The organism is Alcanivorax sp. IL2 (genome assembly GCF_047495475.1).
Classification (GTDB): domain Bacteria; phylum Pseudomonadota; class Gammaproteobacteria; order Pseudomonadales; family Alcanivoracaceae; genus Alcanivorax.
The window spans coordinates 2,542,900-2,566,383 of sequence record NZ_CP179932.1 but is presented as its reverse complement, the minus strand read 5'-3'; the positions used below and the strand labels follow the sequence as shown (position 1 = coordinate 2,566,383).

Here is a 23,484-nt window from a genome sequence, read left to right as displayed (position 1 = left end):
ACCGGGTTTGACGCCTTTTCACAGACTGACAAATGCAACGGTGTGTTTCCCTGCGGCTTCTGTTCAGGCAAAGGCGGCAGACATCAGCTTATGCGTGTAGCTGTGTTGTGGCTGGTCGAAAATAGCGCCTGTATCGCCTTGCTCAACCACCTTGCCATCCTTCATGACCATCACCCGGTGACAGATGGATCGTATGACTTTCAGATCATGGCTGATAAACAGATAGCTGAGATCATGTTTCTTTTGCAGGGATTTCAGCAGTTCCAGAATCTGGTATTGCACACTGCGGTCCAGGGCTGAAGTGGGCTCGTCCAGGATAAGCAGCTCAGGTTCCATGATCAGGGCACGAGCAATGGCGATACGCTGTCGCTGACCGCCGGAAAACTCATGGGGGTAACGATGTCGTGCTTCCGCTGGCAGGTCGACTTCTTCGAGCATCTGGGTAACTTTGGCATCCCTTTCCTGTGGAGTCAGACTGCCCGCATGCACGGCGAGACCTTCCGCCACGATCTGGCCCACGGTCATGCGCGGATTGAGACTGCCGAACGGGTCCTGGAAGACCACCTGCAGTCGGCTACGCCAGCCACGCAGCTGCCGGTGGTTCAGTTGTCGCAGATCGGTGCCATCCATGAGGATCTGGCCCTGGCTTTTTACCAGGCGTAACAATGCCAGCGCCAGGGTGGATTTCCCCGATCCGGATTCGCCGACAATGCCCAGGGTCTCGCCGCGCCTGACGCATAGATCAATCTCATCCACGGCGCGCATCAAGGGGGCAGGGGAGAACAGGCTCTGACGCTTTTCCTTGAAGGTCACTGCCATGGCGTTGGCTTCCAGCAGCAGCGGTGCATTCTCCGCCAGTGGTGGCATCTGGCCACGGGGCTCCGAACCGATCAGGTGGCGGGTGTAGGCTTCCTTGGGCTCTGCCAGCACCTGTGCGGTGGGGCCGGCTTCCACCTTCTTGCCGTGGTGCATGACCAGGATGTCATCGGCAAAGCGGCTGACCACCGCCAGATCATGGCTGATCAGCAGGATCGACAGGTTCAGTTCGTTCTGCAATCGCTTGATCAGTGTGAGAATGGTCTCCTGAACGGTCACGTCGAGAGCGGTGGTGGGCTCGTCGGCGATCAGGATCTGCGGATCGTTGGCCAGGGCCATGGCAATCATTACCCGCTGGCGCTGGCCGCCACTGAGCTGGTGTGGATAGCGCCCCAGCATTTCCTTGGTGGCAGGCAGTTCCACCTGGCCGAGTAACTCCAGGCAGCGCGCACGGGCCTTTGCTCGGCTCATACCCTGATGAACAAACAGGCTTTCGCTGATCTGTTTTTCCACCGTATGCAGAGGATTCAGGGCCGTCAGCGGCTCCTGGAAAATGGTGCCGATACGGCCGCCGCGCAGGGCGCGCTTGCGGTTTTCCGTGAGCCCGAGCAGGTTTTCACCATCCAGGGTCAGGGTGTCAGCGTGCCAGCTGGCACTATCCGGCAACAGATCAAGCATCGACAGGGCGGTCAGAGACTTGCCGGAGCCGGACTCACCGACCAGCGCCAGCATGTGGCCGGGTTCCAGATCCAGGGACAGGTTATCTACGGCCACATCCTGGCCGAATCGAATGGTCAGACCACGCAGGGATAGGAGGCTCATTGCAGAAACTTCCTCGTGTCGAAGGCATCACGGACGGCTTCGCCGATAAACACCAGCAGGGTCAGCATGACCGTGAGCGTGGCAAAGACGCTGATTCCCAGCCAGGGAGCGTGCAGATTGGCCTTCCCTTGACCCACCAGGCGGCCCAGGGATGGCGCATCCGGGGGTAGACCGAAACCAATAAAGTCCAGGGAGGTGAGCGTCACCACGGCACCGTTGAGAATGAAAGGCAGGAAGGTGATGGTGGCAACCATGGCATTGGGCAGCATATGGCGGAACATGATGACCGGTGTGCGCACGCCCATGGCGTGGGCAGCGCGCACATAATCCATATTGCGACAACGGAGAAATTCGGCTCGCACCAGATCCACGAGTGTCATCCAGGAAAACAGCAGCATGATGATCAGCAGGGTCCAGAAACTGGGTACCACGAAGCTGGAAATAATGATGATCAGGAACAGGATCGGCATGCTTGACCAGATTTCCAGAAAGCGTTGTCCGGCCAGATCCAGCCAGCCACCGTAGTAGCCCTGAATGGCGCCAATAATAATGCCGACGATGCTCGAAAACAGCGTCAACATCAGCCCGAACAGCACGGAAATACGAAAGCCATATATCAAGCCCGCCGCTACATCGCGGCCCTGATCATCGGTGCCTAACCAGTTATCCGAGGAGGGCGGCGCTGGTGCAGGCTCACTCAGGTCGTAGTTGATAGTGTTGAAGCTGTAGCGAATCGGTGGCCAGAGAATCCAGCCTTTGTCTTCGATCAGGTCTTTTACCACGGGGTCACGGTAATTGGCTTCTGACTCGAAAAAACCGCCAAAGGTGGTTTCCGGGTAGGCATTGAATACCGGGGTGTAGAGGTCGCCGTCATAGTGGACCAGCAGGGGCTTGTCGTTGGCGATGAATTCCGCACCCAGGCTGAGGATAAACAGCACCAGGAAAATCCATAACGACCAGTAGCCCCGCCGGTTGCTGCGAAAAGCCTGCCACTGGCGGGCCGAGACCGGATTGCTGAAACGCAGGGAGGATAAAGCCATTAGTTGTCCCTCCGCTCAAAGTCGATACGCGGGTCCACCCACATATAAGTCAGATCACTGACCAGTTTCAGCAGCAGGCCGATCAGGGTGAAGATGAACAGGGTGCCGAACACCACCGGGTAGTCACGATTGATCACTGATTCAAAGCCCAGCAGCCCGAGGCCATCCAGGGAAAAGATGAATTCAATCAGCAGTACACCGGTAAAGAACATACTGATAAAGGCGGCGGGAAAGCCGGCGATGATGATCAGCATGGCGTTGCGGAACACATGGCCGTAGAGCACCTGTTTCTCACTCAGCCCCTTGGCCCGGGCGGTTTGCACATACTGCTTGCGAATTTCGTCCATGAAGGAGTTTTTGGTCAGCATGGACAAGGTGGCGAAGTTGCCGACCACGATGGCGATGGTGGGCAGGGTAATATGCCAGGCGTAATCGATAATCTTGCCGAACAGGGTCAGTTCATCAAAATTGTCCGAGGTGAGGCCGCGAAGCGGGAACCACTCGAAATAGGAGCCCCCGGCAAAGAGTACGATCAATAGTATGCCCAGCAGAAAGCTGGGAATGGCAAAACCGATAATGATGGCGGTGCTCGACCAGACATCGAAGCGCGAGCCATCTCTCACTGCCTTGTGAATGCCCAGTGGAATGGAAATCATGTAGGCGATCAGGGTGCTCCACAGGCCCAGAGAGATGGACACCGGCAGGCGCTCTACAATCAGTTCGGTGACGGAGCGGTCCCGGTAATAGGATTCACCGAAATCAAAGCTGAAATAGTTTTTGATCATCAGCCAGAAACGTTCGTGGGCGGGCTTGTCGAAGCCGTACATCTTTTCGATGCGCTCGACCAGCTCCGGGGGCAGGCCCCGGGAGCCACGGTATTCACCGCCACTGACGGTGTCCGCACTGCCGCCGGCAAAACTGCTGCCGGTGCCGCCGCCACCGATGCCCTGCAGCTCCGCCAGGGTCTTTTCCACTGGCCCGCCAGGCGCTGCCTGTATCACCAGAAAGTTCAGCAGCAGGATGCCGAACAGGGTAGGGAGAACCAGCAGCAGCCGTTTGGCAATGTAGTAGCGCATCATTTCGCTGTGCTATCCCACCAGGTATCCAGGGCCGCATCCATGCCAACGTAATTGCCAAGTTCCGGGTGCCGCAGGCGGGACTGGTAGGCGAGGCGGTATTGGTCCGAATACCAGTTGAAGACACTGTAATGCTGCCACTGCAGCACCCGGTCCAGGGCCCGGCAGCGGGTGATCAGTTCTTCACGGCTCTGGGCTGCGACGACCTTGTCCACCAGCGCATCCACAACCGGATTCTTGATGCCGATCAGGTTGCGGCTACCGGGCTGGTCGGCAGCCTGGGAAGACCAGTATTCCTGCTGTTCATTACCCGGTGAGCTGGATTGCCCCATGCGATAGACAATCATGTCGAAGTCGAAATTCTGGATACGCTCCACCCACAGGGACGAATCAACCTTGGACACGTTGGCCACAATGCCCAGTGCCTTCAGGTTACGGGAGAAAGGCAGAACGATGCGTTCAAAAGCCGGAGAGCTGAGTAGAAACTCGAAGCGAACCGGTTTGTTGTCCGGGGTGTAAAGCTGGCCGTCACGGAGCTGATAGCCGGCTTCCTTGAGCATGATGGATGCTTTACGCAGGTTCTCACGGGGTCGACCGGAGCCATCGGTTTTGGGGGGCTGGTATTCCTTGTTGAAAACCGCTTCCGGCAGTTGCTCCCGGTAGGGTTCCAGCAATGCCAGCTCCGCTTTGGAAGGTAAGCCAGTGGCGGCCATTTCGGAATTATCAAAGTAGCTACGATTCTGTTTGTACTGTCCGTAGAACAGATTGTCATTGGACCATTGGAAGTCAAACGCGTATCCAATCGCTTCTCTCAGGGTCTCATCCTGGAATAATTCCTTGCGCAGATTGAAGATGAAGGCCTGTGCCCCCCAGGGGTTTCCATGGCTGACTTCATCGGTAACAATCTTGCCGTTTTCAAAGGCCGGGCCCCGGTAAGCGGTGGCCCAGAGCTTGGAATTGTTTTCATGGCGCCAGTCATAACGGCCACTTTTGAAGGCTTCCAGCGCGGCGGTTTCATCAAGATAGTAATCATAGATGATGCGATCGAAGTTGTTTCGTCCCTTCATCACAGGTAACGATTGCGCCCAGTAATCCTTGCGGCGCTGGTAAACGACTTTCTTGCCGGGTTTCGCTTCGGCCAGGGTGTAAGGGCCTGACCCTAGGGGAGGCAGCATGCCATCCTTGTCGAATTCCCGGTCTTGCCAGTGGTGCTTTGGCAAAATGGGGAGCTGGCCGATGATCAGCGGCAATTCCCGGTTGTCACTGGCCTTGAAATGAAAGGTCACGGTGCGCGGATCGTTGATTTCCACGCGTTCAACAGCTGCGTAGTAGTAGCTGTAGAAGGGTTTGCCTTTCTTCATCAGGGTGTCAAAAGTCCAGGCCACATCGTCAGCCTGCACCGGTTCGCCATCGGCGAAACGCGCCTTCTCGCGCAAATGGAAGCGCACCCAGCTGCGGTCATCCGGCCATTCAATGCTTTGCGCCAGCAATCCGTACTGGGTGAACGGTTCGTCTTCACCACGCACGGTGAGTGAATCGTACAGGTAGGAGTTGTCCAGATACGCCATGCCGGCAGCGGCGCGACCCTTGGAGACAAAGGGGTTGAGTGAGTCGAAGCCGCCAATCACATGAAGGCGTAGTTCGCCGCCTTTGGGCGCGTCGGGATTGGTGTAATCAAAGTGCGAGAAGCCAGCGGAATACATGGGCTCGCCATGCATGGCAATGGCGTGGCTCTTGTGGATTTCGGCATGTGCCAATGCTGTGAACGCACACAGCCCAACAAACAGCCCACGCAGCACAGTGCTGTGAATGGCCATAATGACTCCTTTTTTCATGCGGCACGCTCACTGGCAACATGCACGGCCTGTAGCAACAACGTCTGTTGTTGCTCCCGTTATCGTCGCGTAATCGGTGCTGGCACACCAAGGATAAGCGAAGCGTGGCCAGGCTTGTTACATGCCAGCGTGGAGCGTGCGCGCGTTATTTATTTTTCATCCACCAGGTATCCAGACCCAACCCGAACGGAATCGGTTCCGAAGGACGGGAAAATCTGTCCCACCAGGCAACCCGGTGATGGCGGATATGGTAATTCAGGACGCCGTAATGCTGGTAGCGCAACATCCGGTCCAGCGCTTGTAGACTGAGTACATACTCGGCTTCTGTCTCAGCAGACAGGGCTGTGCGGACCAGAAAATCGACAACCGGGTGGCTGATGCCAGCCAGATTCTTGCTGCCAGGGATATCTGCACTGCTTGAAGCGAAATAATCGGTCAGCTCCGGCCCGGGATAGTCGCGTACGGGCAGCACAAACAGCACCACGTCATAGTCGAAGTTGTCCAGCCGTTCCTTGTAGGCAGCGGGCTCTACTTCCCGGTAGTCGGCTTCAATGCCCAGGCGCTGCAGGTTGCGGAACCAGGGGGCGAGAATGCGGTAAATGCCGGGGTTGTGATAATTGAGAACGGTAAACCGAAGGGGCTTGCCTTCCTCGTTAACCAGTTTTTGATCCTGCAGGCGCCAACCGCTGGCCTGTAGCAGTGACAGCGCCTCGCGCATGCGATTGCGGATCTGGCCACTGCCATCATTGACTGGAGGGTGGATATCAGCGTTGAAGAAATTGTCCGGCAGGTGCCCGGCCTGATCCTTCAGAAGCTCCTGCTCTTCAGCAGTTGCAGGAACCGGGGCAGAGTAGGGGCTGTTGGGAAACCAGCTGACAGTGCGGCTATAGGCATTACTGAACAGATTGCGATTGGACCATTCAAAGTCAAACAGCAGGCTGGCGGCCTTGCGCACGTTGAGGTCATTAAAGGGGGCCTTGCGGGTATTGAAAAAGAAAGCCTGCACCGGACGAGGCATCTGGTGAGGGATTTCCTGTTTGATGATCTGGCCCTGTTCAACGGCAGCAAAGTCGTAGGCGGTGGCCCAATGCTTGGAACTGTAGTCGTAATGCAGATCATAATCGCCGGACTTGAAGGCTTCAAAACCCACGTCAGCATCGCGGAAAAATTCGAAAATAACCTGATCAAAGTTGTAACGGCCACGGTTGACCGGCAGGTCGGCGGCCCAGTAGTCCTTGACCCGTTGGAAAACCACCTGCTTACCCGGTTTGACTGAGCTGACCTGATAAGGGCCACTGGACAGTGACGGGGTCAGGGTGGCTCGCTCGAAATCGTGCTCCTGCCAGTAATGTTTGGGCAGGATGGGGATCGAGCCGACCACCTGGGGCAAATCCTTGCGGCCTTCCTTGAAGGTGAATTTCACGGTGAGCGGGTCCACCGCCTCCACATCGGCCAGGTCTGCCAGCTGCAAGGTATACTCGGGTTTTCCCTTGCTGAGCAGAACATCAAAGCTGAACACTACGTCTTCGGCGCGGATCGGGTGGCCGTCATGGAAGCGGGCCTGTTCGCGAATACGGAACGTGGCCCAGCTGCGGTCATCAGGGTATTCCACCCATTCGGCGATCAGGCCATAGGCGGCGCCGGCTTCATCGCCGAAGCGATTATGGGACTGGTTGCCCATCAGCAAACTGTCGGCCAGTTCGGTGACACCGTACATCTGCATGCCGGGAGTATCAGCCGGGCTGATGCCCTTGAGAATATATGGGTTCAGGCTATCGAAGGTGCCCTGGCCATAGAGGCGCAGGGTGCCGCCTTTGGGGGCGTCCGGGTTGACGTAATCAAGGTGCTGAAAGTCGGCAGAGTATTTGAGATTGCCGAAGGGATGATAGCCGTGGCTGCGGGTTACCTCGGCGTGGCTGGCCACGCCGAGGAGCAGGGCCGCAAGGGCCAGAAAGGGTCTAGAACGTTTTGCGAATATCAACGTAGAGTGTCAGCCGTTGCCCAGGTTTAATGTAACGATTGCTGGCTACACGGTCGTTCCAGCTCTTGATGTCGTTCACCGATACATTAAAGCGGTCTGCAATGGCATACAAGGAGTCTCCGTTGCGTACGGCATAGCGTAGCTTGCGGACCATCTTGTCATTTTCCGGCGGGACTGCGCTGCTGGTCTGAGCGGATTCACTCCATACGGCCAGGGACTGGCCGATACTCAGGCTGTCGCCGGGCGCCATGTTGTTCCATTTGGCCAGCTCCTTCACGCCCACACTGTAGCGACGGGAAATTTCCCACAGGGTGTCGCCGGATTGCACGGTGTAATTGACCCGTTGCTTGCCTTTGCGCTCCCGGGACTGATTGGCGGCCAGGCGAGAATCTTCGCTCAGGCTGTAGTCGCCTTTCCCGGACGATGGCCCCGGAATCAGCAGGGTGCGACCGGCGATGATGGTATTGCCGTTCAGCTTGTTGATGCTGCGCAGGACCTGCGGCGTGGTGCGATGCTTACGGGCAATGGCGCCCAGGCTGTCGCCGGGGCGGATTTCGTAGCGGGCCCACCGCATGCGCTGATCCTGGGGCAATTCGGCCAGCCCGTTACGGAAGCGCTCTTCCCGATCAACCGGAACCAGAAGGCGGTGAGGGCCATCTGGTGAGGTGGCCCAGCGGTTGAAGGATGGATTCAGCAGATAGAGTTCTTCCACGGAAATATCCGCCAGTCGGGCGGCCTGGGTCAGGTCAATCTGGCCGCCAATGTCCACGCTGCTGAAATAGGCTTCGTTACGGATCGGGTGCAGGGTAACCCCGTAGTTTTCCGGCTCCTGCACGATCTGGGCAATGGCCAACAGCTTGGGAACGTAGGCGGTGGTCTCCCGCGGTAGATTCAGGTTCCAGAAATCTGTCGGTTTACCCGCTTCTTCGTTGCGGCGGATCGCCCGCGATACGGTGCCGCCGCCGGCATTGTAGGAAGCCAGCGCCAGTAGCCAGTCGCCGTCAAATCGGTTGGAGAGCTTTTGCAGGTAATCCAGCGCTGCATTGGTGGATTTGAGAATGTCCCGTCTCTGATCCTGCCACCAGGTGCGCTCCATGCCGAAGTAATCACCGGTAGAGGGAATGAACTGCCAGGGGCCGGCGGCTCGGCCGTGGGAGTAGGCGAAGGGGTCAAAGGCGCTTTCCACGATGGGCAGTAGTGCCAGCTCCAATGGCATGTTGCGCGCTTCTGCCTGCTCGATGATGTAGTGAAGGTAGCGCTCGGAGCGGGTGGTGACACGGGTGAAGTATTGCGGGTGGCGGGCGTACCAGTCGCGCTGGACGCGAATGCGGTCATTTTCCACTGTCAGGTCAAGGCCATAACCCTGACGTAGCCTTACCCATAAATCGTTGTTTTCTTTTTCTTGATCCGGGCTGCTTTCCAGGGGCGTCGGCTCGTCCATGCCGTTGGCGAGATTGACATCGTCTACCGACGGTTCGGCGGCGGGCATGGGAGGAAGCTCATCCAGGGACTGATTCGAGGCACAGCCTCCCAGGACTCCCAGGCCCAGACACAGGGCGAGAGTAGTGATTTTTTTCATAATAATAACGACAGCAAAATATTTCAGTCATTTTAGGGGCATGCAAAGGGGCCCCACAAGCAGTGTCAGCTAAAAGTTGTCTTTCCAGCGACGCAAGGCGGCAAAACACTGCATATCAGAGCCGGCTGTTCCAGCTTCCCGGGCTTCGCAGGCGTGCTTGAGCGCCGGCTCATGGGCGCGCAGGAAGGGGTTGCTGCGTGTCTCTTCTTCCAGTGTGGAGGGCAGGGTGATCTGGCCCGTCTCGCGGGCCTGGCGAACAGCGTTGAGACGTTGTGCCACAGCATCATCATCCGGGGTGACTGCCGCAGCAAAGGTCAGGTTGGCCAGGGTATATTCATGGGTACAGAATACCTGCGTTTTGGCAGGCAGGCTGGCCAGCCGCTGCAGTGAGTCAAACATCTGCGCCGGGGTACCCTCGAACAGTCGGCCGCAACCGCCGGCAAACAAGGTGTCACCGCAGAACAGCCAGCAGTGGTTGGCGTCGTGGAAGGCGATATGCCCAAGGGTATGGCCGGGGACTTCCATTACTGTCAGGGACATGTCCACCCCCGCTGGCTGAATGGTGTCGCCCTCGGCAAGCGGGTGCGTCATCCCGGGGATGGTTTCCCTGGCAGGCCCATAAACGGGAATATCCCTTTCCCGTAGCAGAGCGGGAATGCCGCCGACATGATCCGGATGATGGTGAGTTACCAGAATGCTGGTAAGTCGCAGCCCGTTCTCCTTCAGGAACTGCTCGACGGGTGCGGCATCGCCTGGGTCAACCACTACGCAGCGGTCCTCCTGGCGGATGGCCCAGATGTAATTGTCGCGAAATGCGGGGATGGCGGTGGGGCTTGGCAACATGTCGTGCTACGCTCCTGAGAAACGGCAATCTTTTATGATCAAGGGCCATTGTCCGTCATGCAACTGCCTCCGCTCAACCGTATTTCCTATCATGCCTCCTCACCGGAGCTGGGCCGCAATTTTGATAACTGGCTGGACAGCGAGCCAGGGCAGGCGCTGTTGGCCGCAGAGCGAGCAATGCTTGGCGAATGGCTGCGCAGCCAGGCCGGCCAGCGTGCGGTGGCCCTGTATAGTGGCAGCGGCCGGGATATGCTGGCCGAGAGCCCGCTACCCTGGCAGACCAGTATCTCTACCCAAGGCTTCGGCGGTACCCAGGTGCGGGCCAGGCTCGAGTTGTTGCCCCTGGCCAAGGCCAGTGTGGATCTTCTCCTGCTTCACCATGTCATGGACTTCAGTCATGACCCCCACCAGGTGTTGCGTGAAGCCACTCGAAGTATCGCGCCGGGAGGCAAGGTGGCCATTATCGGCTTCCACCCGATCAGCCTGATGGGGTTGGCTCGCTGGTTCTTCTGGCGCAAGCGGCCGGGCTGGTCCGGGCGCTTTTACCGGCCCAACCGGCTTACTGACTGGTTGCAAGTATTGGGATTTGAGGTCGATGGCATGGCCAGTGGCTTCTATACTATGCCGCTTTCCGACCGTGGCCGGGAACGGCTTGGGCTGCTTGAGTGGCTGGGTAGTTTGCTGTGGCCCCGCCACGGCAATGCCTATCTACTGGTAGCTCGCAAACGGGCCGGTATGGCCAAGTTGTTGCCCAGCCGGCAACACAAGGTGCCGCGCAATACTGTGGTACCCGTACCGGTTGCCCGCTGGGGGCAGCAAAACAAGGAGTCCTGATTCATTGAAGCAAGTGATTATTTTCACCGACGGCGCCTGCCGCGGTAACCCCGGCCCGGGTGGCTGGGGAGCGCTACTGCGTTATGGCGCCACCGAGAAGACCCTGTTCGGTGGCGAACCTGACACCACCAATAACCGCATGGAACTGATGGCCGCGATCATGGCCCTGGAAGCCCTGACAGCACCCTGTCAGGTAGTGCTGACAACGGACTCGCGTTATGTCATGGATGGCATCACCAAATGGATGGTCAACTGGAAGAAGCGGGGCTGGAAAACGGCGTCCAAGCAGCCGGTGAAGAATGCGGATCTGTGGCGGCGGCTGGATGCCGCCCGCGAGAAACACACTATTGAATGGCAGTGGGTCAAGGGCCACAGCGGACACCCCGAGAACGACAAGGCCGATGCACTTGCCAATCGTGGCATTGATGAACTTCTTCAGAAAAAAGGAATGCCTAGCTAATGCGTCAGGTAGTACTGGATACGGAAACCACCGGCCTTGAGCCCAATGATGGCCACCGGGTGATTGAGATTGGCTGTGTCGAAGTCATTAACCGGCGGCTCACCGGAAACAGCCTGCATTTGTATCTCAATCCGCAGCGCGAGATCGATGAAGGGGCGCTGGCCGTACACGGCATCAGCACCGAGTTCCTGGCGGACAAACCCACTTTTGACAAGGTGGCGGATGAATTCCTCGCCTTTGTGGATGGTGCAGAACTGGTGATCCATAACGCCCCGTTCGATGTAGGGTTCCTCAACCATGAGCTACGTCGCCTTGGCAGTCGTTATGGGACCATGGAGCAGCGCTGCGGCGTGCTCGACACCCTGGTAATGGCGCGCCAGAAACACCCGGGGCAGAAGAACAATCTGGATGCACTGTGCCGCCGTTATGGGGTGGAAAACGGCCACCGGGAGCTGCATGGGGCCTTGCTGGATGCGGAGATCCTTGCCGACGTCTACCTGGCCATGACCGGCGGGCAGACGCGGTTGTCTCTCGACGGCAATAACAGCGCAGAGCAGGGCGGAGAGATGGCGGCTGAGGCGATTCGCCGGCTGGATGGTCAGCGCCCCGGACTCACCGTGGTGCGGGCCTCAGATCAGGAATTGCAGCGCCACCGCGACAAGTTGTCAGCCATCGCCGACAGTAATGGTGAGCCCACCCTCTGGGATCGCCAGGAAGAAGACAGCCCGCTGCATTGATGAACGCCTGACGCAAAGAAGGGGATGGGTTTGACGCCCATTTCCGCCCTACGACCCTGCCGGGCGTAGGGCGTCAGGATACTCAGTGCCCCTTTTCGGGTGATACCTGGAACTCACTGACATCGTGGTGTTCGATCCAGCCATTCTCGTAGAGATACTCCGTTGCCGGCCCCAATGCCATCATCGACATGAGCAGGCCGGTAATGGACATGACGATGGTATAGGGCAGGGCCATGACTACCATGCGTCCGTAGGACAACCGCACCAGCGGTGCCAGCGCCGAGGTCAGCAGGAACAGGAAGGCTGCCTGGCCATTGGGGGTGGCAACCGAGGGGATATTGGTGCCGGTGTTGATGGCTACCGCCAGCAAATCGAATGTGTCCCGGTCGATTTCGCCCTTGAGTAGCGCCTGCCCGACTTCATCCACATAGACCGTCGCCACAAAGACATTATCGGACACCGCCGACAGTACCCCGTTGGCCACATAGAAGGCCGGTCCCTGGATCTGTTTTTCCAGGCTCAGTACGTATTCAATGATCGGAGCGAAAAGTTGCTGGTCCGCAATCACAGCCACCACCGCAAAAAATACTGTCAGCAGAGCGGTAAAAGGCAAGGCTTCTTCGAACGCGGCACCCAGGCGATGTTCCTCGATGATGCCGGTAAAAGAGGTGGCCAGAATAATCACCGTCAGACCCACCAGGCCCACGGACGCGGCGTGGGTGGCCAGCCCGACCACCAGCCAGACGGCAGTCAGCGCCTGTACTACCAGGGCGGCCCGGTTCTGCATGGTCCGCTTGCGGTCCTGCTCCAGGGCGTATTGACGCATGATGCCACGGACCTTTTCCGGAATGTCTTCGCCGTATCCAAAGCTGCCGCTGATTTCCAGGAATACGCAGGTCAACAAGCCCATTACCAGCACTGGCAGGGTGATCGGCGCCATGCGCAGGAAGAATTCGCCGAATTCCCAGCCCGCCTTGTTAGCGATCAGCAGGTTCTGAGGCTCGCCCACTAGCGTGCAGACCCCGCCCAGGGCAGTGCCCACCGCTGCATGCATGAGCAGGCTACGCAGGAAGGAGCGGAAGCGGCGCAGGTCCTCGCGATGCAGGTCTTCAACGCTGGTGTCATCGCCGTGATCGTGCTTCTGCTGAAAGGTCTTGCCGGAGGCCACCTTGTGGTAGATGCCGAAGAAGCCGGTACACACCGCGATGACCACGGCGGTAACGGTGAGCGCATCCAGAAACGCAGAGAGAATTGCCGCCGCGACACAGAACAGTAAGCTCAGGCGTACCTTGGATTTCACCCCCAGCAGGATGCGCGTAAACAGGAACAGCAGCAGATCCTTGAGAAAGAAAATCCCCGCCACCATGAAGATCAGCAGCAGCATCACCTCCAGATTGCTCTCAACCTTGTGCAGAACAGTCTCCGCGGAGGTTAGACCGATCAGTACCGCTTCAATGGCGAGCAGGCCACCCGGCTGGAGCGGATAGCACTTTAGCGCCATGGCAAGAGTAAAGATGAACTGGGCCAGCAGCAGCCACCCAGCGACGACCGGACCCAGAGTCAGGTGGATCAGCGGATTCACGGCCAGGAAGGCAATGATGGTGTACTTGTACCAGGCGGGAGCTTGCCCAAGAAAGTTGTGCAAAAAGGCACGGCCAAGCGTGGCTGACATGGCGGAATCCTGCGCGAGGGATGAACGGGGTTTTTGCGGCCGCAATCATACGGCCTTGCCTTGCCCCAGTACAGTGCAGATAGCGGGTAGCGGGACCGGACGATGGTAGGGGTTGACACTCCCGCAACCGGTTTAAGGTTGGCGATGCATAAAACGCCATTGTCAGAGTGTGGCCAGGTTAACAAATGGCCAATAAATCAGTTGCTTACAAATGAAAGTTGACGCACTGTTTGATGACGTGCAAAAGTTGATGCGCCTTTCTCGGTCGGTGCTTAAAAGGACAGTAAAGCCCTTTTCTTGCCGCCTGGACGGCAGGCTGCCGCCAAGGTAGACACAGTAAACCATGCGCTCTGCGTGTTTGAGGTGACAGCAATGCTGTCCCGGTGTGTCTGCCCGGCTTGCATTTTGATGGCCTGCCGACACTTCTATCATGAGAATTGCGGCGTATCCGGGGGTTTGTACGGCTTTACGGATCGGACCGATGATAATAACAGTTGGGTGCTTGCGGAGAGTCCATGGTCGCCATAACGAATACCACCTCCCTGACTTTTCTCAAGGAAGCGATTGACGCCACCCTGACGGAAGCGGAAAACAGTCTGGAGGCGTTCTCCGACGATCCCTCCCGTCAGGAGGAGCTGGCACGCTGTGCCGATGACTTCCAGCAATTGCGGGGCATCTGCCAGGTGGTGGAACTGCCTGCTGCTGCTCTGATGAGTGAAGAGATGTCACTTGCCGCCCGGGAGCTGCGAGAAAAGCAGTCCGATGCCCGGGTACAGGCGTTGAGCAATGCCATTGTGCTGCTCACCCGCTATTTCGATTATGTCCAGCTGAAGAACCGCACTCTGCCGGCCCTGCTGATCGGTGGGATTAATGAACTGCGTCGTGCCGGTGGCAAGGCGCTGATTCAGGAAAGCCATTTTTTCAGTGCCGAGTTGTCCCGGCCCCGAAACCCGGCAGCGCCTGACAGTGAGCTGCCACGTGCAGAGTTGCCGGCCCTGGCCCGGCGCTTGCGTCACATGTATCAGACCGGCCTGCTGGGTGTGTTGCGAGACCTGAACCCGTCGGTAAATCTCCGCCTGATGGGGCGGGCCCTGGTGCGCCTGGATCGCGCCGCCGGTGACTGTGGGCTCAGCCGCTTCCTGTGGATCGGGCAGGCCGTCATCACGGCCATGGTGGCCGATGACATGGCGATCACCCCGGCGCGCAAGGCGTTGTTGTCCCAGTACGACCGACAATTGAAAAAGCTGGTCTATGGTGGGGATCAGGCGCTCAGTGAAGAGGCGCCGTTGTTGATGATCAAGGAAAGTCTCTATCTGGTGTCCCTGTCCTCCCTGGACACGGGAGTGGTTGCGGAAGTGAAGCAGGCGTTTGCTCTGAACAATGATGTGTCCGACGCCATCCTGCAGCGCGAGCTGGCACTAATGACCGGTGCCAGCGGCTCGGTGATCCGCTCTGTTGCCAGCGCCATGCGAGATGAAATCAGTGAGTTGAAAGAAAGCCTGGATATGGCCTCCCAGGGAGTGGCCGACACCAATTATCAGTCCGTGGCCGCCAGCCTCAATCGTCTGGGTAGCACCCTGGCCATGATTGGTAAGGACGATGAGGCCGGGGTTATCAAACAGCGGGCCGCACAGGTAAACGAGTGGCGTGCTGACCAAAATGTGGAAAGCGAGGCATTTCATGCGCTAGTGGATGATTTGCTGATGGTAGAGAACGTGGCGGCGAATCTGGAGCGCAGCATTGCGCCTGAAGACGACATCCACCGTGGCAGCAACAACAGTGGTATTTCCCTGTACCAGCTGGATGATGCCCGCATGACCGTGGTCGGGGAGTGCCGTGCCGGGTTGGCTCTGGCCAAGCGCTCTATCAGTTCCTTTATGGATAACAACTGGGATGCCATGCACCTTTCCAACCTGCCCGGAACCTTTGCCTCCATTGCCGGTGGCTTGATGTTCCTGGAGCTGCAGCGGGCCCGTGGTGTAACTGAGTCATGTCACAAATATATCGTTCATCAGCTGATTGAGGCTCCGACGACTCCCACCAAGGAACATATGGAAACCCTGGCCGACGCCCTCACCGGCGTTGATTACTACCTGGAAAGCATGGAAGAGCAGAAGCCCATCGGTGACGGTGTGCTTGAGGTGGCGGAAGAAAGCATGAAAGCGCTGGGTTACCCGGTGTCCAGAGTGGCTTGATGACCATGATTGATCTCTCCAGCCCCGAACCCAAGGACGCTGAACTCGCCCGTTGCTATGTGATCCATGAGCAAAATATCCTGATTGCCGCCGATCGATGGCAGTTGCCGGTACTACCGGCTTACATGCTTCGCCAGCACCCGCATTACCATTACCTGGGCTTGTTGAACGGTGAGCCCTGTTACGTCTGCGAACTGAGCAACCACGAACTGGATGATGGTTCCTTGCAACCAGTGCCGTTGCGGCAATTGATTTCCGGGGGGCTGGATGAGCCTGGCTTCTCGATGGTCAGCCGGGCCTTGCAGTTTCTCAGCTGGCAAAAGAACCATCGTTTCTGCAGCCGTTGTGGCTCACCCACTGAAGCGCACCATAGGGATCTGGCAATGACCTGTCAGGCCTGTGGCTATTTTCAGTACCCGAGAATCACTCCCTGCATCATTGCTCTGGTTACCCGCGGCGAGCATGCATTGCTGGGGCGCTCAACCCGTTTTCCGGAAGGAATGTATTCCTGTCTGGCGGGTTTCATGGAGGCAGGGGAGTCGGCGGAGCAGGCCCTGGCCCGTGAAGTGCGTGAAGAAAGTGGCATCGAAGTGACCAATCTTCAATATCTCACCAGCCAGTCATGGCCGTTTCCCCACTCGTTGATGCTGGGCTTCCACGCAGATTACGCCGGTGGGGATATCTGTATTGATGATGACGAGATAGTAGCGGCGGACTGGTTTCACTACCGGTCGCTGCCCATGATACCGCCACCGGGCAGTATCGCCCGAACCCTGATTGACCATTGGGTAGCGCGTTTCCAATAAAGGACAGAAGCAATGAATTACACACTCGCGCCTCTGGTGATTTTTATTTTCAGCCTGCTTTTTGTCTTGTTGGGCGCCTGGGTGCTGCTGCGCCAGCAATGGTTGATGCAATGGCTGAAAGGCACGGCAGGGCTGCTGATGGTAGGGCTGGCTATCTATCTGAGCCTGTTCGCCCTGAATATCTATGGCTACCGTGAATACGCTCAGGAAGTGTCCGTGGCCACGGTCAGCTTCCGCCAGTCCGGTGACCAATCCTTCATTGCCACCGTCACCCGCACCGATGGCACCACCGAAGACTTCCGTCTGAAAGGGGACCAATGGCAGCTGGATGCCCGTATTATCAAATGGAAAATGCCTTTCAGCCTGCTGGGCCTGCAGCCAGGCTACCAGTTGGACCGCATCTCCGGTCGCTATTACGCGCTTGAAGATGAGCGATCCCGGGACCGCACTGTCTACAGTCTGCACCGTGATCCGGTCGGTATTGATGTCTGGAAGATGGCTCGGGACGGCTGGAGTCTGCTGGTGGATGCCAGCTATGGCAGTGCCGCCTATTTGCCAATGGCAGAAGGTGCCCTGTTTGAGGTGAATGCCGGTGCTACCGGTCTGGTCGCCCGCCCCATGAATGGCAGTGCCCAGCAGGCCATCTCCGGCTGGGATTGAGGTCGTCTTGAGGTGCCATCACCGTGTTACTGTGGTGGCCGCCATACCCCATTGCCGCTCGGTTAGGTAGAATCCCCTCACTCCTTTTCATCTGCCGACCACGGGCAGGTACCAATCCTACGGACAAGCAGGTAAACAGTGATCGCGTTTTTATCCGAATATGGCATGTTTCTGGCCAAGGTCGTTACTCTGGTGGTAGCAATCTTGTTTGTGATCGGCGGCATCGCCGCTACCGCTTCCCGCGGCCGTAACAAGGCGGGCCAGGACGGAGAACTGAGAGTTCGCCACCTCAATGAAGAATTTGATGACCTCAAGGACTCTCTGGAGGCGGAAATCCTGCCCGAGGCACAGCGCAAGAAAGCCCATAAAGCGAAGCGCAAGCAGGAAAAACTGGAAGCCAAGCAAAAGAAAAAGGCTGGGACCGAAGACAAGGTCGAGCCACGCCTGTTCGTGCTGGATTTCGATGGTGATGTGCAGGCCAGCGCAGTGGATCATCTGCGCCGGGAAATCAGTGCCGTGCTGCAGGTGGCTACCCAGAATGATGAAGTGCTGGTGCGTTTGCAGAGCCCTGGTGGTTTGGTGCACAGCTATGGTCTGGCTGCCTCCCAGCTGCGCCGTATCCGCAATAGCGGCATCAAGTTGACGGTGACTGTGGACGAAGTGGCCGCCAGTGGCGGTTACATGATGGCCTGCATTGCTGACCGTATTGTGGCGGCGCCTTTCGCGGTGATTGGCTCCATTGGTGTGGTTGCACAGATTCCCAACTTCCATCGTCTGCTGAAAAAGAACGATATCGACGTGGAGCTGATGACCGCCGGTGAATACAAACGCACCATGACCATGCTGGGCGAGAACACCGAAAAAGGGCGCGCCAAATTCCAGGAAGAACTGGAAGAAACCCACCAACTGTTCAAAACCTTTGTTCGTGACAATCGCCGTGGCCTGGACCTGGACAAAGTCGCCACTGGCGAGCACTGGTTTGGCAGCCAGGCCAAGGAATTGGGTCTGGTTGACGAGATCATGACCAGTGACGAACTGTTGCAACTGCGCCAGGGTACCCATTCACTCTATCAGGTACAGTGGGAAGCCAAACGTAAGCTGGGCGAACGGCTGGGTTTCTCCCTGGAAACGAGCCTGCACCGTGCCGTAGAAAAATTCTGGCACCGTGGTAGCCAGCGACAGATTCATTAAATAAGCTGCGAGCTATGAGCTGCTAGCTTTGGGACGCGGGAAAGCGTGCTGCTATTCGAGAGAGTATTGTCACCGCGCCCAAGGCTGTAACACCATTGTTTCGCGGGCAGGGTTTTCTGTTTAAGAAGACCTTTATCCGCGTCTCACAGCTAGCAGCTAGCGGCTCGTAGCTTTAGAGGAGTTCGATCATGAGTTTCCAAGCCCTGTTGACCCGTGAAACCGAGAACGGCTACCAAACCGCACTGGAAGAACGTGAGCTGACCGATCTGGGGGAAGAGGGTGTATTGGTGCGCGTGCATTGGTCATCCCTGAACTACAAGGATGCGCTTTCTGCCACCGGCAACAAGGGTGTTACCCGCCAGTTTCCCCATACGCCAGGTATTGATGCGGTGGGAGTGGTAGAGGAAACCTCAGACGGTCCTTTCAGTGTTGGCGATACCGTGATCTGCACCGGTTATGATCTGGGTATGAATACGGATGGTGGCTACGGTCAGTACATCCGGGTGCCTGCAGAATGGCTGGTTCCGTTGCCGGATGGTCTGGCACCCCGAGATGCCATGGTGCTGGGTACCGCCGGGCTAACCGCTGCATTGTGCGTAGAGTCACTGCTCGATACCGGTCTTAATCCGGATCAGGGCCCGGTGTTGGTAACCGGCGCCACTGGTGGAGTCGGTAGCATCACCGTCGCCATTCTCTCCAAGCTGGGCTTTTCTGTCACCGCTGTAAGCGGCAAGTCGCAATCCCATCCGTGGCTCAAGTCGCTGGGCGCCAGTGAAGTGATCAGCCGTGACAGTTTTCTTGAGAACGCGGGCAAACCCATGCTCAAGGAGCAATGGGCCGGGGCGGTGGATTGTGCCGGTGGTGATATGCTGACGACGGCATTGAAGAGCCTTAAATATGGTGGCTGTGCCGCCTGTTGTGGATTGGCGGCATCTCCGAAGCTGGAAATGACGGTATTGCCCTTTATTCTGCGCGGTGTGAACCTGTTGGGTGTGGACAGTGTTGAGTTGCCCTGCGAAATCAAACAGCAGATGTGGCAGTTGCTTGCGGACGAGTGGATGCCTGTGGATCTGTCCCTGCTGGAAGCGGATGAGGTTGAACTGGACGGTGTTAATGCCTGGGTAGATAAAATTCTCCAGGGTGGCGTACAGGGGCGTGTGGTCGTGCGCTTGCCCTGATGCCGGAAGCATTCAATCTCTATAAAAAAGCGCGGCTATGCCGCGCTTTTTTATTTGTCTGAAGAAAGTCACTCACGCATTCTATAGTCATGCGATATTTCGATGAAATCCAGGCGGGACAACAAGGGCATGAGCCACAATGACTGACAGCAATTGGCTGAAAATTGCATTGCAACTGAATGGGCGGGGTGGCGCAACTGAATTGGCTGCCGAGCAGCCTCTGGCGGAAACGACCGCTTACTGGGTGCATCTGGACTATACACGCGAAGAAAGTGAGCAGTGGCTGCGCCGGCAGTCGATACCGCAGGCGGTGATTGATTCGCTGACCGCAGCGGAAACCCGCCCCCGTGCCTCGGAAGTGGCCGGTGGCGTACTGGTGTATTTGCGCGGCGTTAACCTGAATCCCGGTGCACGCCCTGAAGACATGATCGCCCTGCGTATGTGGGTTGGACCAAGGGGGTTGGTGAGCAGCCAGAAGCGGAGCTTGCTCAGTGTTGATGCGGTGAAGGGCTCCCTGGACAGTGAGCAGGGTCCGGCATCCATCAGCGCTCTGGTGGCCGAACTGGTGGATCAGCTGATCTGGCGTATGGAAGAGGTGATCGAGAATCTGGAGTCGGAAGTTGAGGGCTGTGCTCTACAGCTGGAAGAGGCTCCCACATCCAGCCTGACGCCACACCTGAGCCTGCTACGCCGGCGAGCGATTACGCTGCGACGGTATCTTGCCCCCCAGCGTGAGGCATTGATCAAGCTACAGAATGAATCGCTGTTTGCGGCGGCGGATACCATGCTGATCCGAGAAGCCACGGATCGTTTGCAACGTCTGCTGGAAGATCTGGATGCAGCAAGGGAGCATGCCACCTTGTTGCAGGAAGAGGTCTTTTCGGTGCAGAACGAAGCGATCAACGATCGTATGTATCTGCTGGCGATCATTTCGGCATTGTTCCTGCCGCTGGGGTTTCTGACCGGTCTGTTCGGTATCAATGTGGGTGGGTTGCCGGGCGTCGATGATCCGCATGCTTTCTGGTGGTTCTGTTCCGGCGTGGGGGTGATTGCCCTTGGCGTCGCCATCTGGATGCGAAAACGCCGCTGGTTGTAGCCAGCGGCGTTTTCGGAGATCTGCCGTTGAAGGGCTTGTCGTTCAGGCCCGGCGGTAGATCGGTTTGGGGTCGTTCACATCGCCCTGGTAGGTAATGCTGAAATCCTTGAGGCCCTGCAGTGCTTCTTCAATATTACGATCCGCACGGACTTCAAAGGCATTGAATCCGCAGCGAGTCATATAGAAAAGCTGGTCACGCAGCACATCACCGGTAGCGCGAACTTCACCCTTGAAGCCATAGCGAGTACGTAGCTCACGGGCATAGGAGTAGCCGCGACCGTCCTTGAAGGCCGGGAAGTGGATTGCTACCAGAGGCAGGCTGTCCAGATCGTCTTCCAGGTCCTTGGGCTCTTCGCCGGGGGCCAGCCATACGGCCACATCGCCACGGGCGATCAGGGTATCGCGGTTTTCCTGCCAGTAGGCCAGCGGCACAATGATTTTGCCTTGTGCTGGCACGCCGCTTTCCAGAGCATCGCTTTCCAGTCGTTGCCACTGGTTGTCCGCGATGGCGCCATCAATGATTACCTTACCCATAGATGCGCTCCTTGAACGGGTCCATGCCAATGCGCTCGTAGGTGTCGATAAACGGCTCGTTTTCGAGGCGTTTTTCCACGTAGAGCTTGATGATGTTTTCCACCACATCGGTGATCTGATCAGACTCGAACGACGGGCCCAGTTTCTCGCCGACACGGGATTCCCGGTCACCACGGCCGCCCAGGGTGACCTGGTAGAACTCCTTGCCTTTCTTGTCCACACCGAGAATACCGATGTGGCCAATGTGGTGGTGACCACAGGCGTTCATGCAACCGGAAATGTTCAGGTCGATGAGTCCCAGGTCGTGCACGTAATCCATGTTGTCGAAGCGGCGCTGGATGGATTCCGCCACCGGAATGGATTTGGCGTTGGCCAGGGCGCACAGATCGCCACCGGGGCAGGCCACGATATCGGTGATCAGGCCCAGGTTGGGAGTGGCGAAACCGAGGGCGTCCAGGGCTTTCCACAGGTCGTAGAGATCCGAGGCGGCCACGTCAGCCAGTACCATGTTCTGCTGGTGGCTGTTGCGCAGCACGCCGAAGCTGTACTGATCCGCCAGATCGGCAACGGCTTCAAGCTGCTCGTCGCTGATGTCGCCAGGTACCCGACCGGTTTTCTTCAGGGTCAGGGTAACCGCACGATAGCCGGCCTGTTTGTGGGCGCGGGTATTGGTGTGATACCAGCGGCTGAACGCCTTGTCTTCGGCCAGTTTGGCTTCCAGGGCGGCGGTATCCTCGGTTTGGTAGGCCGGGGCAGAGAAGCAGGACTGGATGCGTTCCACTTCTTCTTTGGTCAGGGTCATGGGGCCGTCTTTCAGCTCGGCAAATTCCTGTTCCACGAGCTCGCGGTACTTGTCGGCACCCAAGGCCTTGACCAGGATCTTGATGCGGGCCTTGTACTTGTTGTCCCGGTTACCGTACTTGTTGTACACCCGCAGGATCGACTCCAGGTAGGGCAACAGGTCCTGCCAGGGAACAAACTCGCCAATCACTGAACCGGTCATGGGGGTACGGCCCAGGCCGCCACCGGCCCACACCTGGAAACCGGTGTCGCCGTTGGCACCGTGAACCAGTTGTACGCCGATATCGTGGACGCCGATCAGGGCCGGGTCCGCATCGGGGACGGCATTGACGGCAATCTTGAATTTACGCGGCAGATAGGCGAATTCCGGGTTGAAGGTGGACCACTGGCGAATGATTTCGCACCAGGGACGCGGATCTTCAATTTCGTCCGGATTCACACCAGCGAATTCATCGGTGGTGATGTTGCGGATACAGTTGCCGCTGGTCTGAATGGCGTGCATCTGCACGTCAGCCAGCTCGGCAAGAATATCCGGCACTTCTTCCACGGACGGCCAGTTCAGCTGAATATTCTGGCGGGTGCTGACGTGGCAGAAGCCCTTGTCATAGGTACGCACAATATGAGCCAGACGGCGCAGCTGACGGCTCGCCAGTAAGCCATAAGGGACGGAAATACGCAGCATCGGCGCATAACGTTGAATATAGAGGCCGTTCTGGAGACGCAGGACGAGAAACTCGTCTTCGCTCAATTCTCCAGCCAGATAACGGCGGGTCTGGTCGCGATACTGCGCAACCCGCTCTTCCAGCAGTCGCTGGTCATGCTCCTGATAGACGTACATGGGACCGATTCACCGTCCTTTATGCTTGAAATTCAACAAGTAAGCTTCGCCCTCGGGGGAGGGAGAGCGGCACTCTAACAAAGCGCCCTTATAGTGAAAAGAAATATCTTGGCATATCGCTATAACGAAGGCTCATCTAAGCGGGCTTATTTCGCGGCGGCGTCCAGTACCATATTCACGGTAACGATCATGCCGATGATCAATGCCAGAACCAACACCACATAGACACCGATATAGTTGCCGGCATCGCCCTTGGTGAAGTCCCGCTCGCGGTTTTTCGAGCTCTGGACCCCGAATAAAGCGGCCAGAATGCTGCTGATGGTCTGGATTAACGTCGGTTTTTTGCCCTGATCGGAGGGGGTGTGATGCTGCTCGGACATGGAAAATCCTGCGTTTTGGCGATTGGCTGAACGATAAATTACGTCCGCTATTGTACGCTTGCCGGGCGCGGGGTAACAGCGGGGAAGGCCGGGATTGAATTCACTTCACC

The 23,484-nt window shown here is 57.6% G+C and carries 20 protein-coding genes; 9 read left to right on the top strand and 11 right to left on the bottom strand.

Annotation, left to right across the window (positions count from 1 at the left end; all coding sequences use genetic code 11):
• Positions 1-63 precede the first annotated feature (63 nt).
• The 7 genes from ACMG4N_RS11915 to gloB form a co-directional block, all read right to left on the bottom strand.
• Positions 64-1,638, bottom strand: a complete 1,575-nt coding sequence (locus ACMG4N_RS11915) for an ABC transporter ATP-binding protein (protein WP_414431803.1) — start codon at positions 1,636-1,638, stop codon at positions 64-66.
• On the bottom strand, positions 1,635-2,678 hold the full coding sequence (locus ACMG4N_RS11910) for an ABC transporter permease (protein ID WP_297764171.1): 1,044 nt from the start codon (positions 2,676-2,678) through the stop codon (positions 1,635-1,637). The genes ACMG4N_RS11915 and ACMG4N_RS11910 overlap by 4 nt, the downstream gene beginning before the upstream one ends.
• On the bottom strand, positions 2,678-3,754 hold the full coding sequence (locus tag ACMG4N_RS11905; RefSeq protein ID WP_366516902.1) for a microcin C ABC transporter permease YejB: 1,077 nt from the start codon (positions 3,752-3,754) through the stop codon (positions 2,678-2,680). Before ACMG4N_RS11905 ends, ACMG4N_RS11910 begins: the two co-directional genes overlap by 1 nt.
• Positions 3,754-5,571, bottom strand: a complete 1,818-nt coding sequence (locus ACMG4N_RS11900; RefSeq protein WP_414431801.1) for an extracellular solute-binding protein — start codon at positions 5,569-5,571, stop codon at positions 3,754-3,756. The genes ACMG4N_RS11905 and ACMG4N_RS11900 overlap by 1 nt, the downstream gene beginning before the upstream one ends.
• Before the next feature lie 163 nt (positions 5,572-5,734).
• Positions 5,735-7,513: an extracellular solute-binding protein gene (locus tag ACMG4N_RS11895; protein ID WP_414431799.1), complete on the bottom strand. Its 1,779-nt coding sequence runs from the start codon at positions 7,511-7,513 to the stop codon at positions 5,735-5,737.
• A 34-nt stretch (positions 7,514-7,547) separates the two neighbouring features.
• Positions 7,548-9,149 (bottom strand): LysM peptidoglycan-binding domain-containing protein, encoded by a 1,602-nt coding sequence (locus tag ACMG4N_RS11890; RefSeq protein ID WP_297764160.1) that lies wholly within the window; start codon positions 9,147-9,149, stop codon positions 7,548-7,550.
• A gap of 69 nt (positions 9,150-9,218) precedes the next feature.
• Positions 9,219-9,992 (bottom strand): hydroxyacylglutathione hydrolase, encoded by a 774-nt coding sequence (gloB, locus tag ACMG4N_RS11885; RefSeq protein ID WP_297764157.1) that lies wholly within the window; start codon positions 9,990-9,992, stop codon positions 9,219-9,221.
• Positions 9,993-10,049: 57 nt separating this feature from the next.
• Here gloB and ACMG4N_RS11880 point away from each other — a divergent pair, with 57 nt between their 5' ends.
• Genes ACMG4N_RS11880 through dnaQ form a run of 3 tightly spaced genes read left to right on the top strand, consistent with a single transcriptional unit; the run spans position 10,050 to position 12,023 of the window.
• Positions 10,050-10,826 carry a class I SAM-dependent methyltransferase gene (locus ACMG4N_RS11880; protein WP_414431796.1) on the top strand — a complete coding sequence of 259 codons (777 nt, stop codon included), beginning with the start codon at positions 10,050-10,052 and terminating at the stop codon, positions 10,824-10,826.
• 4 nt (positions 10,827-10,830) lie between these two features.
• The gene (rnhA, locus tag ACMG4N_RS11875; protein ID WP_297764151.1) at positions 10,831-11,286 is read left to right on the top strand and encodes a ribonuclease HI; all 456 of its coding nucleotides are present in this window, start codon (positions 10,831-10,833) and stop codon (positions 11,284-11,286) included.
• Entirely contained in the window at positions 11,286-12,023 is a 738-nt protein-coding gene (dnaQ, locus tag ACMG4N_RS11870) for a DNA polymerase III subunit epsilon (RefSeq protein WP_297764148.1), read from the top strand. The genes rnhA and dnaQ overlap by 1 nt, the downstream gene beginning before the upstream one ends.
• An 82-nt stretch (positions 12,024-12,105) precedes the next feature.
• Here dnaQ and nhaB read toward each other — a convergent pair whose 3' ends face one another.
• On the bottom strand, positions 12,106-13,695 hold the full coding sequence (nhaB, locus tag ACMG4N_RS11865; protein ID WP_414431794.1) for a sodium/proton antiporter NhaB: 1,590 nt from the start codon (positions 13,693-13,695) through the stop codon (positions 12,106-12,108).
• Positions 13,696-14,210: 515 nt separating this feature from the next.
• Between nhaB and ACMG4N_RS11860 the strand changes: the two genes are divergently transcribed.
• The 6 genes from ACMG4N_RS11860 (at position 14,211) to ACMG4N_RS11835 (ending at position 20,821) form a co-directional block, all read left to right on the top strand.
• Positions 14,211-15,890 carry a hypothetical protein gene (locus tag ACMG4N_RS11860; protein WP_414431792.1) on the top strand — a complete coding sequence of 560 codons (1,680 nt, stop codon included), beginning with the start codon at positions 14,211-14,213 and terminating at the stop codon, positions 15,888-15,890.
• Positions 15,890-16,696: an NAD(+) diphosphatase gene (gene nudC / locus ACMG4N_RS11855; protein WP_297764139.1), complete on the top strand. Its 807-nt coding sequence runs from the start codon at positions 15,890-15,892 to the stop codon at positions 16,694-16,696. Before ACMG4N_RS11860 ends, nudC begins: the two co-directional genes overlap by 1 nt.
• Positions 16,697-16,708: 12 nt before the next feature.
• Entirely contained in the window at positions 16,709-17,356 is a 648-nt protein-coding gene (locus ACMG4N_RS11850) for a hypothetical protein (protein WP_273009575.1), read from the top strand.
• Between the two features lie 138 nt (positions 17,357-17,494).
• Complete coding sequence (gene sohB, locus ACMG4N_RS11845; RefSeq protein ID WP_272979932.1) at positions 17,495-18,547, top strand: protease SohB; 1,053 nt, start codon at positions 17,495-17,497, stop codon at positions 18,545-18,547.
• 188 nt (positions 18,548-18,735) lie between these two features.
• Positions 18,736-19,725 carry a YhdH/YhfP family quinone oxidoreductase gene (locus ACMG4N_RS11840; protein ID WP_273009574.1) on the top strand — a complete coding sequence of 330 codons (990 nt, stop codon included), beginning with the start codon at positions 18,736-18,738 and terminating at the stop codon, positions 19,723-19,725.
• Between the two features lie 139 nt (positions 19,726-19,864).
• The gene (locus tag ACMG4N_RS11835) at positions 19,865-20,821 is read left to right on the top strand and encodes a zinc transporter ZntB (RefSeq protein ID WP_414431789.1); all 957 of its coding nucleotides are present in this window, start codon (positions 19,865-19,867) and stop codon (positions 20,819-20,821) included.
• A 42-nt stretch (positions 20,822-20,863) separates the two neighbouring features.
• On the opposite strand, the gene ACMG4N_RS11830 is transcribed toward ACMG4N_RS11835, so the two are convergent.
• The 3 genes from ACMG4N_RS11830 to ACMG4N_RS11820 form a co-directional block, all read right to left on the bottom strand.
• Positions 20,864-21,355: a DUF934 domain-containing protein gene (locus ACMG4N_RS11830; RefSeq protein WP_297764130.1), complete on the bottom strand. Its 492-nt coding sequence runs from the start codon at positions 21,353-21,355 to the stop codon at positions 20,864-20,866.
• Complete coding sequence (locus ACMG4N_RS11825; RefSeq protein ID WP_414431788.1) at positions 21,348-22,994, bottom strand: nitrite/sulfite reductase; 1,647 nt, start codon at positions 22,992-22,994, stop codon at positions 21,348-21,350. The genes ACMG4N_RS11830 and ACMG4N_RS11825 overlap by 8 nt, the downstream gene beginning before the upstream one ends.
• Positions 22,995-23,140: 146 nt before the next feature.
• The gene (locus ACMG4N_RS11820; protein ID WP_273009567.1) at positions 23,141-23,374 is read right to left on the bottom strand and encodes a DUF2970 domain-containing protein; all 234 of its coding nucleotides are present in this window, start codon (positions 23,372-23,374) and stop codon (positions 23,141-23,143) included.
• Positions 23,375-23,484: the final 110 nt, after the last annotated feature.